The sequence below is a fragment of the Vibrio sp. THAF190c genome (assembly GCF_009363355.1).
GTDB classification, from domain to species: Bacteria; Pseudomonadota; Gammaproteobacteria; order Enterobacterales; family Vibrionaceae; genus Vibrio; species Vibrio fortis_A.
Map to the genome: position 1 here is coordinate 1,056,512 of NZ_CP045338.1, position 13,353 is coordinate 1,069,864.

General features: G+C 45.2%; 12 protein-coding genes. 6 read left to right on the forward strand and 6 right to left on the reverse strand.

Going from position 1 to position 13,353, the window contains the following annotated elements:
* The gene (locus FIV04_RS04885) at positions 1–615 is read right to left on the reverse strand and encodes a TetR/AcrR family transcriptional regulator (RefSeq protein ID WP_152468411.1); all 615 of its coding nucleotides are present in this window, start codon (positions 613–615) and stop codon (positions 1–3) included.
* A gap of 207 nt (positions 616–822) precedes the next feature.
* Here FIV04_RS04885 and FIV04_RS04890 point away from each other — a divergent pair, with 207 nt between their 5' ends.
* Together FIV04_RS04890 and FIV04_RS04895 are read left to right on the forward strand one after the other, a co-directional pair.
* Positions 823–1,911, forward strand: a complete 1,089-nt coding sequence (locus FIV04_RS04890) for an efflux RND transporter periplasmic adaptor subunit (RefSeq protein WP_152468412.1) — start codon at positions 823–825, stop codon at positions 1,909–1,911.
* A gap of 7 nt (positions 1,912–1,918) precedes the next feature.
* Positions 1,919–5,020 (forward strand): efflux RND transporter permease subunit, encoded by a 3,102-nt coding sequence (locus tag FIV04_RS04895; protein WP_152468413.1) that lies wholly within the window; start codon positions 1,919–1,921, stop codon positions 5,018–5,020.
* 131 nt (positions 5,021–5,151) lie between these two features.
* On the opposite strand, the gene FIV04_RS04900 is transcribed toward FIV04_RS04895, so the two are convergent.
* The 3 genes from FIV04_RS04900 to FIV04_RS04910 form a co-directional block, all read right to left on the reverse strand.
* Positions 5,152–6,141, reverse strand: a complete 990-nt coding sequence (locus FIV04_RS04900; RefSeq protein WP_152468414.1) for an HlyD family secretion protein — start codon at positions 6,139–6,141, stop codon at positions 5,152–5,154.
* Positions 6,141–6,665 carry a magnesium transporter gene (locus FIV04_RS04905; RefSeq protein ID WP_152468415.1) on the reverse strand — a complete coding sequence of 175 codons (525 nt, stop codon included), beginning with the start codon at positions 6,663–6,665 and terminating at the stop codon, positions 6,141–6,143. The genes FIV04_RS04900 and FIV04_RS04905 overlap by 1 nt, the downstream gene beginning before the upstream one ends.
* 586 nt (positions 6,666–7,251) lie before the next feature.
* Positions 7,252–8,154 (reverse strand): hypothetical protein, encoded by a 903-nt coding sequence (locus FIV04_RS04910; RefSeq protein WP_152468416.1) that lies wholly within the window; start codon positions 8,152–8,154, stop codon positions 7,252–7,254.
* Between the two features lie 357 nt (positions 8,155–8,511).
* On the opposite strand from FIV04_RS04910, the gene FIV04_RS04915 reads away from it, so the two are divergent.
* The 4 genes from FIV04_RS04915 to FIV04_RS04930 all read left to right on the forward strand — a co-directional run bounded on the left by FIV04_RS04915 (position 8,512) and on the right by FIV04_RS04930 (position 12,149).
* Complete coding sequence (locus FIV04_RS04915) at positions 8,512–9,447, forward strand: LysR family transcriptional regulator (protein ID WP_152468417.1); 936 nt, start codon at positions 8,512–8,514, stop codon at positions 9,445–9,447.
* 226 nt (positions 9,448–9,673) lie between these two features.
* A complete protein-coding gene (gloA, locus tag FIV04_RS04920) occupies positions 9,674–10,054 on the forward strand; it encodes a lactoylglutathione lyase (RefSeq protein WP_032549520.1) in 381 nt (126 codons plus the stop codon).
* Positions 10,055–10,067: 13 nt separating this feature from the next.
* A complete protein-coding gene (locus FIV04_RS04925; protein WP_152468418.1) occupies positions 10,068–11,165 on the forward strand; it encodes an alkene reductase in 1,098 nt (365 codons plus the stop codon).
* Positions 11,166–11,282: 117 nt separating this feature from the next.
* Positions 11,283–12,149: a DMT family transporter gene (locus FIV04_RS04930; RefSeq protein ID WP_152468419.1), complete on the forward strand. Its 867-nt coding sequence runs from the start codon at positions 11,283–11,285 to the stop codon at positions 12,147–12,149.
* 47 nt (positions 12,150–12,196) lie between these two features.
* On the opposite strand, the gene FIV04_RS04935 is transcribed toward FIV04_RS04930, so the two are convergent.
* Positions 12,197–12,625 carry a MarR family winged helix-turn-helix transcriptional regulator gene (locus FIV04_RS04935; RefSeq protein WP_150895265.1) on the reverse strand — a complete coding sequence of 143 codons (429 nt, stop codon included), beginning with the start codon at positions 12,623–12,625 and terminating at the stop codon, positions 12,197–12,199.
* A 14-nt stretch (positions 12,626–12,639) separates the two neighbouring features.
* Entirely contained in the window at positions 12,640–13,281 is a 642-nt protein-coding gene (locus FIV04_RS04940; RefSeq protein ID WP_152468420.1) for a cytochrome b/b6 domain-containing protein, read from the reverse strand.
* Positions 13,282–13,353: the final 72 nt, after the last annotated feature.

Consider the following 13,353-nt stretch of genomic DNA (forward strand, 5'->3'; position numbering starts at 1 on the left):
CTAGTGGTTCTGATTTCCATTCAAGAATAGTGCAACACATTCGCGAGTGTAGTTTAGCCTCTCTTGATCGGATTCTCCGCTGTCGTGCCCGAAGAACGACCAATAAGCCGATTTGCCATGAAACATAAGCAGCAACTGACGTGCAGCAATGATTGGCGAGCTAGAGGTCGACAGCGTTAGATCTCCAGTGTCGATTTTCGCCTGTAGATAATCGGCCAGTAGCTTGGTCGTCTTTTGAGGCCCTGTTTCCAGATAGATAGAGGCGATCTCTGGGTGGGTACTGGATTGACTGACGGCATTCTGAAAGGTTTGTCGTGATTGCTCATCTAACAGCAAATCTTGAAATTTCACACCAAACTTTACCAATTCATCTTCCAACGTGGCATTCATATCAAAAGCATCAGGGCTAAGTTCTCGCTCGGCGCATTTGGTTTGCATGCATGTTTCAAAAAGCACGTCTTTGTTCTTGAAATGAGAGTAAACAGTCTGCTTCGATACATTAGCGGCTTTGGCTATTTGATCCATATTGATCTTGTAGCCGTACTCAGAGAAAAGTTCACTTGCTGCAGTTAAAATTTGCGATCTCTTCTGTTCACTTTTAATGATTTTAGTCACGTCTGTCGTCTCGTTGGTTCGATATTAGCCAGTCTTTGGCGTGCAAAATACGGCGTCATTTGTCACAGGGTAAGCATTATGCTTTTTGTGAAACTTTTATCAATCAATAACGATGAAACCTATTTTTAACACAATCAAACTAGACAGTCTAGTTTGGTTTGGTTAGTCTAAAAATAGGACAACTACATACTGCACAGGAACAGTATTATGTATAAATTGATGAAGAGCAGCGCAGTCGCTGTCGCGCTTTCTACTCTTCTTGTAGGGTGCGGTGAAACAACGCAAGCACAGCCAGCTGCTGAGCCAACCATTCTTACAGTTGAAACACTCGTCTTGGCGCAGTCGGACGCTTACGCGGTGCAGCGTGAATATGTCGGCGTGGTAAGAGCGGGTCAGCAAGCCAATCTCGGCTTCGAATTGGCGGGCAAGGTTGAAGAGATCATGGTTGATGTTGGTGACAGAGTCACGAAAGGCCAGCCTCTGATTCGTTTAGATACTCAGTTACTAGAAACAGAACTTAGCCAACTCAAGGCACAAGCTGAAGAAGTCAAAGCTCAGTTGAACTTAGTGGCAGCGAACCTAAAGCGTCAGCGTTCATTGAAAGCAAAGGGCTTTAGTGCGGAGGCCGAAATTGACTCGCTAACCAGTGAGCAGCGCGTTCTTCAAGCTAACCTATTGCGTATTGATGCTTCATTGAAAGCCAACGATCTGCGACTGATTAAGTCGACAATTCTCGCCCCGTACTCTGGAACCATTGCGACCCGTTTTGTTTCTCTGGGTGATGTGGTGAATGTAGGTAATCCGACGCTGACGTTACTCGCTTCTGAGGGCAAAGAAGCTTTTATTGGCATTCCTGCGCACCAAATGCAGAAAGTGACGTCATTGTCACAACCTCATATTCGTGTCGGTGGTGAGTCTTATGATGTGAGTCTCCTTAACCCGGGTGCGATGGTAGATACTCAATCTCGAAGCGTTGGGCTGCGTTATCTTTTTCCTGAACAAGCCTCGGTGCTAGAAGGTCAATTGGCTTATCTTCAATTTGAAGAGAGCATTGATGATCAAGGTTTTTGGATTCCATTGACTGGTTTGATTGATGGTCTGCGCGGAGTGTGGAATGTGTTTGTGATTGGTGAGGATAACCAAGTAGAGCGACGCAGCGTACAAGTGTTGTTTGCCAATAACCAACAAGCTTACGTAACGGGTGCCATTAGTGAGGGTGAACAGGTTATCGCAAGTGGTCTTCATCGTTTGGTTCCGGGACAAACCGTGAGTCCTCTTCAACTGGCGTCTAAGTAGGTTGCCCATGAAGATCATCGAGACGATTTCCAATACGCGACTGCTTATCTTAATGACGGCGTTGCTGATGGTGAGCGGTATCTCCGCTTTCATGACTCTGCCGCGTGCAGAAGATCCTGTCATCATCAACCGCTACGCTAACATTACCACGAGCTTCCCAGGGGCGAGTGCAGAGAGAGTCGAAACCTTAGTGACAGAGGTTATTGAGAATAAACTGCGTGAGCTCAGTGAGGTGAAGCTAGTCAGCTCAACCTCTCGCCCTAGTGTGTCGATTGTGACACTTGAGCTGGACGATACCATCACAGAGCCTGAACCAGTTTGGTCACAAGCGCGAGACAAGCTGTCCGACGTTGAACCGCTTCTTCCTGCTGGTGCACAATCTCCGGATTTGGATAGTGACCACACCTATGCGTTTACCACTATTACCGCGTTAACCTGGACAGGAGCAGGAGAGCCGGATCGCTTAACTCTAGGGCGCTATGCCAAAGAGCTTGCCAAACGTTTGAGAACCTTGTCGGGTACTGAGTTCGTTGATGAATACGGTATGCCACAAGAAGAGATTCAAATTAACTTGCGTACTGCCGATGCCGCCGCGCTCGGTCGTTCAAGTGCCAATATTGCTGAATCTCTAGAAGGGGCTGACGCTAAGAACTCAGCTGGAGAGTTAGTGAGTTCGTACTCTCGTTTTGGGTTGGAGATTGAGTCCGAGCTAGACTCTATTGAACGCATCAAGCAAGTGCCAATTGCAACCGACGCCAATGGTCATATCGTTCGTCTTGAAGATATTGCATCCGTATCTCGAGGTGAAAAAACGCCACAAGACCAGATCGCGATTATCGATGGTGAGCCGGGGGTGATTGTTGCTGCGCGCATGCACCCAGACTTACGTGTCGATAATTGGACTTCACGCGCCAATGCCGTGATAGAAAGATTTGAGCAAGAGCTACCAAGTAACGTACATGTGAATGTGCTCTTTAGCCAACAAGGTTACACAGAGACACGTCTAAACGATCTCGGCGAAAGCTTGTTGATCGGTTTTGTTCTCATCTTAATTGTACTGTTTGTCACCCTTGGTGTTCGTGCTGCAATCTTGGTGGCAATTTCGCTGCCTTTAACGTCTTTGCTCACGCTTTCCATCATGAAAATGACCAGTGTACCTATCAACCAGATGTCAGTGACGGGCTTGATTGTGGCACTCGGGATTATGGTAGATAACGCAGTAGTGATGGTGGATACCATTCAAGCGTATCGACTTAAAGGTCAACATCGAGCTGAAGCGACCATGAATGCATTGAAGCATTTATGGGTGCCGTTATTGGGTTCAACGCTAACCACAGTATTGGCATTCGCTCCGATCATTCTGATGCCAGGTGCTTCTGGTGAGTTTGTGGGTGGCATTGCGATTACCGTATCCTTCTCACTGATTGGGTCGTATGTGATTTCTCATACCTTGATTGCTGGCTTAGCAACTCGACTGTTGCCTAAACAGCTAAGTGATGTCGATAAGCAAGGAGAGCATCACTGGTACATGACGGGGCTTCGTATTCCTGCGTTAACTCGCTGGTTCTCGTCATCGGTGCGTTTTGGTGTTACCCATCCCATCATCACTATTGCCTTAGTTCTTTTGGTGCCATTTACGGGCTACTGGAGTATGTCGCAACTGACCGAGCAGTTTTTCCCACCTTCGGATCGCGACATGTTCGAGATTCAGGTGTACATGCCGCCACAAGCGAGTGTTTATGCGACCAAGCAAACCTCTGAGCGAATCGATGAAATCATCCATCGCTACTCTGAGGTAGAGCGTATTGATTGGCTGGTGGGTGCGAACTTCCCATCGTTCTATTACAACCTTCAAGCAAGGCAAAACAACGCGCCTTACTTCTCTCAAGCAATGGTGAAAACCGGAGATTTTGTCCAAGCTAACGCGTTGATTCCTGAGTTGCAAAAGGTGTTAGATAAAGAGGTGCCTGAAGCTCAAATTCTGGTGCGAAAACTGAATCAAGGTCCTCCGTTTACGGCTCCCGTAGAACTGCGTGTATACGGTGAGAACCTAGATACATTGAAAGCGATTGGTGAAGATGTTCGTTTGATTCTGTCGGGCATTCCACATGTCACCCATACTCGCGAGACTTTACAACCGGGTACGCCAAAAGTGTGGCTCAAGGTGGATGAAGATACTGCCAAGTTAAATGGTATTTCATTGAATCAGTTTGCTGTGCTACTGCAAACAACACTTACAGGCCGTGAGAGTGGTTCGGTGATTGAGGGAAGCGAATCTGTGCCAATCCGTGTTCGCGTGGCTGATGATGCACGTGAAGATTTGACGCACCTAAGCAATATCCGTTTGCCAATTAACTCGGAAATCTATTCGACGGGGATTAATGTCTCAACTTTGGCAGAGCTCGAGCTAACAACCAGTCGCGGTGCCATTACTCGTCGTAACGGTCAGCGAGTGAATACGATTGAGGGCTACATTGAGGCGGGTATTTTGCCACAAACTGTGCTTAATGAGTTCCAAGAACGTCTAAAAAGCTACGAAATTCCATCGGGTTACACCATTGATTTTGGTGGTGAATCTGCCGAGCGTGATCACTCAGTGAATAGCTTGATCTCTAATGTAGCAGTCGTTGTTGTATTGATGGTGTTGGTGGTCGTGATGTCTTTCAACTCGTTCAGGTTAAGTACCATTATCTTAATGGTAGCAGCCCTGGCTGGTGGACTCGGTTTACTGTCGGTTTGGATATTCGGCTATCCGTTTGGTTTCACAGTGATCATTGCAATGCTCGGTATCGCAGGCCTTGCCATTAATGCTGCAATCGTGATTCTGACGGAGCTTAAGTTAGATGAAGACGCATCGTCAGGCAGTGTGGATGCAGTGGTTAACGCAGTCATGTCGTGTACTCGTCATATCAGCTCAACGACAATTACCACAGTCGGTGGCTTTATGCCGCTGATCATCGCTGGTGGTGGTTTCTGGCCTCCGTTTGCGGTTGCGATTGTTGGCGGTACAGTACTGACTACTTTGATTTCATTCTATTTCGTGCCAGTGGTGTTCCACCTAATGACACGCAAGAAGGGGCTACACACCTCAGCAGCGCTAGCGCACTAGTTTCCCTAAATAGTTTAGAAAGCCGAGTAAAGAAAAGGTGAGGCCAAAAGAGCCTCACCTTTTTATTTAACTCGAAACTGCAGTAGGTTTACTTAGTAATCTAACCAATCAACTGGTTACCAAATAACTGATTACCAAGCACCTAGGTACGACTTGTACGATTGGAGGCGGACCGTTGCTGCACCGATCACATCGATGAAGCCCCAAAATGGGTGTGGCTTTTCTGCAGAGATCCAAGCTGCGCCTGTCGCACCGATTGGAATGTTGTAGCCTTCTGGCTCGATGATCTCTAGAACCACAGTACGACCTAAACCGTTGCCGTTACGAACTACGTGCTGACCGACGCTTTGTGGGCCTTGGAATGGCGAAATACCTGCTTCACCAGTACCTGCATTAAAGCTGTGTACCTTAGCGCGGAAGACGTGGCCTGGGTACGCATCAACGTAGAACTCTGCAAAATCACCTTCTTGAACGTAACCATAGGTTTGGTCAGAGACGCGCATCTCTAAGAACTTCTTGCTGGTGTTGTAGAGGTGCATGTTACCCATCACTGAACCTTCAGCGATATTAACGATAGAGACCTGACCATCAAACTCTGCGGTGATGGTCTTCTTCTCTTGCGCCCAATTCACTTTCTGTAGATCAGCTTTCAGGGAGGCTAGCTGTGAATTCATCACACGAAGATCCGAGTTGTATTTCTCAACATCACGCGCGTTGAAGATCTCTGGAGAGGTATCAGCGCGAGAGATATCGCGGGTCATCTGCTTAATCTGTTCTTCTTTCTGAACAATTGCGGCTTCGATTTTCGCTTTATCCGCTGCCGAGTTGATGTCAACTAGGGTGTAAAGCACATCGCCTTTTTTCACATGCTGGTTGTGATCGACCAAGATCTCATCGATCTGTTGGCCAAACACAGGTGACATCACCGCGTGAGGCGCTTTTACTGTGGTTGAGTTAGTAAGATCAACTGGAGCCCAAAGGCGCGAAATAACCGCTAATACCGCCAGAATAAGCACACCGCCGATCGCTGCCCACGTGTAGTTCTTAATGGTTTTCTTTAGTGCGCCAGTCGCGAATAGGGACCATACAATCAGAATGTATGGGATCATCATCTCTTTCATTATGCTGCCTCTTTTTCTGTGCGAGTGGTGGGCTCACTATGAAGTGGGCTAGGTGGTGTTGGTGAGGTTGGGGTTATACCGCGACGAATCACATCACTGATTGATTGACCAATATGTTTCCAGTTCGCTAATGCGATGACTAATGCAATCACCCAGAAAGTTTTGCTGATGAACAGGCCGCAAAGCGATAAGGCGAAGACAATCTGCACGTGTGCACTTTTATGTTCTTTCGCTTTATGGACACCTAATTCATGCACCTGCCAAAGGCCATAGATGACAGCCAAAGTCACCGCGATGGTCACTGCAAAAAGGTAGCCAGAGAAGTACTCTGACTGAAAGAAGTTCATCATCATCTCGTTGGGATGGTTGTTAAACTGAGAGAAGTCGATGTCTTTTGAATGGATTGTGCCTAGTGGTGCAAGCGCCCAAGCTCCTGCAAGCATCAGCGCCATAAACAGGCAGAACTTCACTAAGACCATCACAATGGCCCAGATCTTTTGGAAAATAGTTTTTAGAATATTCATATCTCAACCTACTTTTATAAGGAGAGAGAAAGCGACTCGATAACTTCTGTCGACATCCATAAAGGTTAATTGAAGGTGTAAATCACTGGAAATACACGATTCCTTCAAAATAGAATTAGTTAGGATGTTGAAAGTCCAAGCAACAGATTCTCAGCATAGAGGACTATAAATTTCCCCTTTAACTCATGAATATTCAATAAAACCAATAAGAGTAATAATATATTTTACAAACGCAATGTTGTAATCAAGCCATATTAAATAGTACCTGACATAGTGTCTTGTGCTAAAAATACGTAATTGGCAATTGATTAAAATTCTGTAAGTGTTATCGAATAATTCATTCGTTGCCGCGATAATAAGAACAGAAATTACTCGAATCTACCTAGTATTACGATTTTACAATATCGTAATTTTGATAGGTTAATATCGGTAGTTTGAGAGGGATCGGTAAAATTGCGTCGCTTCAAACTTGTTGTCGAAAGTTCGATAGCTTGCTTAGCTTAGATCAAAGAAAACTCGGATAAGTACAGCTGATAGGATTTATAGAAAAAGAGACAAATTTTGATGATTTGTCTCTTTGAAGTGTTTATTTAAACGGATTCAGAGTAACGGGAGCCACGAAGAACTTTAAGTTCCAATCTGGTGAGTAAGGAATGTATTCTGATGGGTTGGTTGTTCCAACATTTGCATCTGGTTTCATGACGTAATATTGAAGCTCCACACCCCAACGTACTGGCATAGGGCCTACTTTGAACATATCAATGTAACCAAGGCCGACTGGTACTGTGAATCGGTCTGATCCATCTTTCTCCCAATCAATCTGAATATTGGGTGTCATACCAATGAGTGCCGTGTTGCTCACTCGGTAATTTAAGAAGTATTGGATATCGGCTTGGTTAGTTGACTCTGTAATACTGTCACTACCACCCACATCCCACCATTGTTGCGCAAGAACACCCACGTTCCAGCTATCTATGTTCATTGGTTGTCCGGTTTCTTTACCTAACCTCGCAACTAGAGCAGCCGGGCCGACTTGCCATTTGTCTTGTGTTAAACCATCTGTTCCGGTTGGTGCTATAACGGTTGGGCCGACGCCCCATATGAACCCATCGTCTCGGTTAGGGGCTGCAAGAGATAGGAATACGGTATCGCCCATTCCGTTAGTACGACCTTCAAAGAAATCACCATCTTCACGATCGCCAGGAGCACTGTAGTGGTTAGCGACTATGCGGTTCACCAAGTTCCACTCGCCATCCATGATAGGGACGGGCATAACCGGTTGGAAGCTTAAACGGTTCTGCATTTCATGGTGACCGTCTTCTTTTTCCAAGAAGGTGTAGTCATTTTGTGTAATGAGCATCCAAACATCAGATACAGGGTTAGCTGATTTTTTAGCGGCTTCTTGTACAGAGAGTTGCTCACCTTCAGCATTCGCATAATTAGATAATGCAAGGCTGCTCAGTAGTAATGCGGGAACTATTTTTTTCATTATTATTGGCTCTTAATATTATTTAACTGAAAGTAGGCACAAGTCTAATATTAAAAAATAATATGTATATAAGCCTATCATTAACACAGTGTCATAATATTTGAGACAATGTGGTTCTATTAAAGTCATTTATTTCTGATTAAGTTTACACCCTCATATTTAAAGTTATTTTCAATATAACTTTGTTTTATATCTCTAGAAATTTATGTCTACGGGCTTAATTTAAATCGATGAAATACATGAATTATCTTTCTGGGGGGCATTAAAAATTAGCTTTTAGGCAATATCTAATTCGCCATATCATCCTATCGAAATTACGATATTATATAGATATCGAACACCTTGAGAGCGTGAGCTATGAGCAACGACATCCCCAATTTTAACCTTTTAGCGGTTTTTTCTGCCGTGATGGAGCAAGGTAGCCTCAGTAAAGCTGCAGTTCAACTGGGTACCAATCAGTCCACAATCAGTACTTCATTGAGCCGCCTAAAGAAAGAGGTGGGACAAGAGTTATTCGTCCGCAAAGGCCGTGGTGTGGTACCGACGTCGTATGCTCAGATGTTGCACCAGCAGGTTAAAGCACCAATTGAACAGCTTAATGGTGTGTTTAGCTCTATGGTGGATTTTGATCCCCAAAGCTCTCATCGCAAGTTTTCACTTTCGAGCCCTGAACATTTGCAGTGGATGCTGCTCAATCACTTTGGTTCATTGCCTCATCCGAACCTTCAACTTGCCGTTCATGACCAAGACGATGATGACGAAAGCATTTACGAAGATCTTCTGACCAATAAGTATGATGCAATGATCGACATCGTGGTTCCTGATCATCCAAGTATCGAAAGCGTACCATTACTTGAAAGCGACTTTGTCGTGGTTTGTAGGGAGGGCCACCCGAGGATTCAAGGTGAGATTACGCAAGAACAGTTCCTACAAGAGAAACATGCGGTGCTAGAGCGAAGGCGTCGTAAGGCTAGAAGCCTTGAGCACTATACCTCGCTCGACTTGTCGCAAAGGGAAATTGTGTTTCGTGGAAGGTCGCTATTCAGCAGTATGTTGTTGGTGAGTCAGTCGGATTACGTTACAGCGCTGCCAACATCGCTGGCATTGCAATTTCAAACGCAACTAAAGTTACAGCTCTTTAAGCCACCTTTCGAGTATCAACCTATTTCTCATTATCTAATCTGGCTTAAGCGTCAAACAGCAGACCCAGCTCATCGCTGGTTTAGAGAGCAAGTTTTAGGGTCGTCTCACAAGCTTTCAGACATAACCAACGACAAACCTTTGGTCTTTTAGTCGTCTCTCCCAACTCCTTTTTGGTTGTCCTCGGCTGGTTAGCTAATCGCCAACCCTGTCTGTCTTTCACTCTGTTCTATGATTTGTTGCTGATAACAAAAAATTATTAGATTGATAGCTAATGATAATTTCACGTCTCTAGGTTTATTTCGTAATATTCACCTCAAGAAATGGCGAGTGCCAATGATTTTTTCTGCGAGTACGCAGAGCCCAATAAGGTGAAACTATGAAATTCCTACATACTATGATTCGCGTTGCTGACCTAGATAAGTCGATTGAGTTCTACACAAAAGTGTTGGGTATGAAAGAGCTAGAGCGTCACGAAAATCAGGAATATCGCTACACACTTGTGTTTGTTGGTTATGAGCAGGGCGGAACAACCATCGAGCTGACTTACAACTGGGATACCAACGAGTACGAGATGGGCAATGCCTTTGGTCACCTAGCACTAGGCGTTGAAGATATCTACTCTGCATGTGCTGACATTAAAGCTCTGGGTGGCAATGTTTCTCGCGAGCCGGGACCAGTTCTTGGTGGCACAACGCATATCGCGTTTGTTAAAGATCCTGATGGCTACGCTATCGAACTTATTCAGCTAGAAAAATAATAAGGGCAGAAAAATGAAAGACGCACTATTTCAACCAATTCAATTAGGTTCATTGACTCTAGCAAACCGTATTGTAATGCCTCCGATGACTCGCTCTCGTGCAACACAGCCGGGTAACATTGCGAACGAGATGATGGCTGAATACTACGCACAGCGTGCTTCTGCTGGTCTTATTATTGCTGAAGGCACTCAAATCTCTCCAATGGGCCAAGGCTACGCTTGGACTCCAGGTATTTATACTCAAGAGCAAATCGCTGGCTGGAAAAAGGTGACTGATGCAGTACACCAGAAAGGCGGTAAGATTTTCGCACAGCTATGGCACGTAGGCCGTGTAACGCATCCAGACAACATTGGTGGCGAACAACCAATTTCATCATCTGCACTGAAAGCGGAAAACGTGAAAGTGTTTATTGATAATGGTACCGACGAGCCGGGCTTTGTTGATGTGGTTGAACCGCGTGAAATGACCAAAGATGACATCAAAATGGTGGTTGAACAGTACCGCCAAGCAGCTCTGAATGCGATTGAAGCTGGTTTTGATGGTATTGAACTTCATGCAGCGAACGGTTACTTAGTGAACCAGTTTATTGATTCTGAAGCGAATAACCGTACAGATGAATACGGTGGCTCTATTGAAAACCGTCTGCGTTTCCTAGGTGAAGTGGTTGAAGCTATGGTTGATGCTATTGGCGCTGACCGTGTTGGTGTTCGCCTTGCGCCATTCACATCATTGAATGGTACGGTTGATGCGACTCCTGTAGAGACTTACACAGCGGCTGCTGCGTTACTTAACCTATACAAGATCGTTTACCTACACATTGCTGAAGTTGATTGGGACGATGCCCCAGAAACGCCAAAAACATTCAAAACAGCGGTACGTGAAGCGTATCAAGGTGTATTGATTTGGGCTGGTCGTTACAACAGTGAACGTGGTGAAGAAGCGGTGGCAGAAGGTACTGCGGATATGATTGGTTTCGGTCGTCCATTTGTTGCGAACCCTGATTTACCAGCGCGTATTCAAAATGGTTACCCATTGGCTGCGCACGATCCTAACACTCTGTTTGGTGGTGCGGAAAAAGGTCTGACGGATTATCCAGAATATACTGCCTAATTAATAAAGACGGTTTATACTGTTTTACTTTGTAAATTAGCAACCTTGCTTACGTGGGGTTGCTTTTTTTGTTCTGGCTCAGTTGATCATTAATCTGAGCAAGCTTTAGGGTTAGGAATAATGAAACTAAAAGCACTAGGTGGTGAAGCTTATCTATTAGGCGCAACGCTATTGGCAGCAGTTGGATGGATTGCGTCAAAGCTGGTGGTACTGGAGATGCCAGGGCCGCTATTCATCGGTGTGCGTTTTTTCATTGCTAGCCTGATTCTTCTGCCATTCTGTTTTCGTTTGATTCGTCAATTGAGTTGGTCTCAACTGTTGGGGATAGCGGGCGTTGGTTTGATTCTATCCGGCTCACTGCAGGTGTGGGTATATGCTGTCTCGATTACTGACAGTCTCTCTGAAGGGGCATTCATTACCAGCCTGGCAATGATCATTGCGCCGTTTGTTTCTTGGCTTATTTTCCGTGTGAAGCCAAATCGTGCGTTCTGGTTGTCGTTTCCTATCTCAATTATCGGTATGTTACTGCTCACGCTCACTAACGGTTGGGCGTTTGAAGAGAGCCAAATCTATTTTCTACTCGCTTCAATCATGCTGTCGCTGCATTTTGTCATGAACAAACGAGTAACGAACAATGTTAAGCCTATAGCTTCGATCTGTATTCAGCTGTTTATGGTGGGCATTAGCGGGATGGTATTTGCTGCAATGACAGGACAGCCTGAATTTGAGATTACCGGTTCGTTGATATTCTGGTTTACGGTGTCTGCAGTGGTTGCGACAGCGATTCGTTACTTGTTACAAACGGTAGGACAACACTCAGTGAATATGGAGGTTGCCGCGCTTATTATGATCCTTGAACCTGTATGGACATTGATCTTAAGCGTGACCATGCTTGGTGAGACGGTTGAACTGCAAAAGCTTGCCGGCGGAGCGGTGATTATTGGCGCACTGTTTTGCTATATTCGCCTGTCGAGAAAGGGCTAATCCTCAACCGCTTGGCATAATCCAAGCGGGGGTATCATGGCTACCAGTTAGATATCGGCAACCATCTTTTTCAGTAGCTGAAGCATCTGTTGTTGCTCGGACTCATCCAAAGCACCGAGTAGTTCCTTGTTCAAGCGCATTGGAATTGGGATTAGGGTTTCTTCAAGCGCTTTTCCCTTTTCAGTTAGATAGATTCTAAATGAGCGACGGCTTTCAGGGTCGGCTCTACGTTCAACCAGCTCTAGCTTTTCGAGTTTGTCTAGAGTTCGAGTCGTTGTTGAATTCTCCACCTTTGACTTGATAGCAATGTCTTTTTGCGTGACACCTTCTTCTTCCCACAAGCACATCAAAGTCGGCCATAAAGCAATGGTGAGCCCATGCTTTTTCAGTTCATGATCGAACTCTTTCGAGGCTTTATTGGCGATCACATTGATCATCCAACCAAAACTATTTTGTCTATCAAACGTCTCAGACATTATCGAATACCTATCTAGAATAGTGATACTACAACTATTGTCATCGTAACTAATACCGCTGCAATTAGCACGACAAAAGCTTTTCTATTCGAGGCAAAGTACAAAACATCGCTAGCGTTTCCGTGTATATCCGTTGAATCCATTGTTTTTCGCCCACTGATCATCGCCCAAACTAAAGGCTTTGAGCGAATTTTGTAGATGATGATAGCGAGCAGGTGTAGGGCTACAAACGCGACCAAAGCACGTGCTGCAATGATGTGAAGTGTGACCATTGCGTTGAAGACTTCATCGGTTAGCCATTGTCCAATTACGTTATCCAATAGGCCAGCAATGACAATCCCACTTAAACATTGAATCGTTAGAACTGCGATCATCGCGACAACCATCCATGCACCAAGTGGGTTATGGCCTTGCTTGGTTGATTCTTTGCCAGATAGATATCGAATGATCTTGGCTGGTGACGAGATAAATTGAGCGAAACGGCTGGTGTCGCTACCCACTATGCCCCAAATGATTCTCCAAATCAGAAGCGAGAATAGAGCAAGTCCCAGATAAACATGCGGACCTTGGCCATTAAAGCCAGATGCGGCGAGTCCAACGAAGAGTGCAGCTTGAAGCCAGTGGTATAGGCGAGTCGGTAAGTCCCAAATCTTCATAATGTGATTCCTGATGTAAGTAGGTTTGAATTTAATTTACACAGCAACAGTTGCAATTGCAACTGTTGCTGT

Bases quoted from the DNA above. Each gene is read 5' to 3' on its own strand.
- FIV04_RS04905 (WP_152468415.1), bottom strand. From the start codon at position 6,665: ATGAATATTCTAAAAACTATTTTCCAAAAGATCTGGGCCATTGTGATG.
- FIV04_RS04915 (WP_152468417.1), top strand. From the start codon at position 8,512: ATGAGCAACGACATCCCCAATTTTAACCTTTTAGCGGTTTTTTCTGCC.
- FIV04_RS04895 (WP_152468413.1), top strand. From the start codon at position 1,919: ATGAAGATCATCGAGACGATTTCCAATACGCGACTGCTTATCTTAATG.
- FIV04_RS04925 (WP_152468418.1), top strand. From the start codon at position 10,068: ATGAAAGACGCACTATTTCAACCAATTCAATTAGGTTCATTGACTCTA.
- FIV04_RS04935 (WP_150895265.1), bottom strand. From the start codon at position 12,625: ATGTCTGAGACGTTTGATAGACAAAATAGTTTTGGTTGGATGATCAAT.
- FIV04_RS04940 (WP_152468420.1), bottom strand. From the start codon at position 13,281: ATGAAGATTTGGGACTTACCGACTCGCCTATACCACTGGCTTCAAGCT.
- FIV04_RS04910 (WP_152468416.1), bottom strand. From the start codon at position 8,154: ATGAAAAAAATAGTTCCCGCATTACTACTGAGCAGCCTTGCATTATCT.
- FIV04_RS04890 (WP_152468412.1), top strand. From the start codon at position 823: ATGTATAAATTGATGAAGAGCAGCGCAGTCGCTGTCGCGCTTTCTACT.
- FIV04_RS04900 (WP_152468414.1), bottom strand. From the start codon at position 6,141: ATGAAAGAGATGATGATCCCATACATTCTGATTGTATGGTCCCTATTC.
- gloA (WP_032549520.1), top strand. From the start codon at position 9,674: ATGAAATTCCTACATACTATGATTCGCGTTGCTGACCTAGATAAGTCG.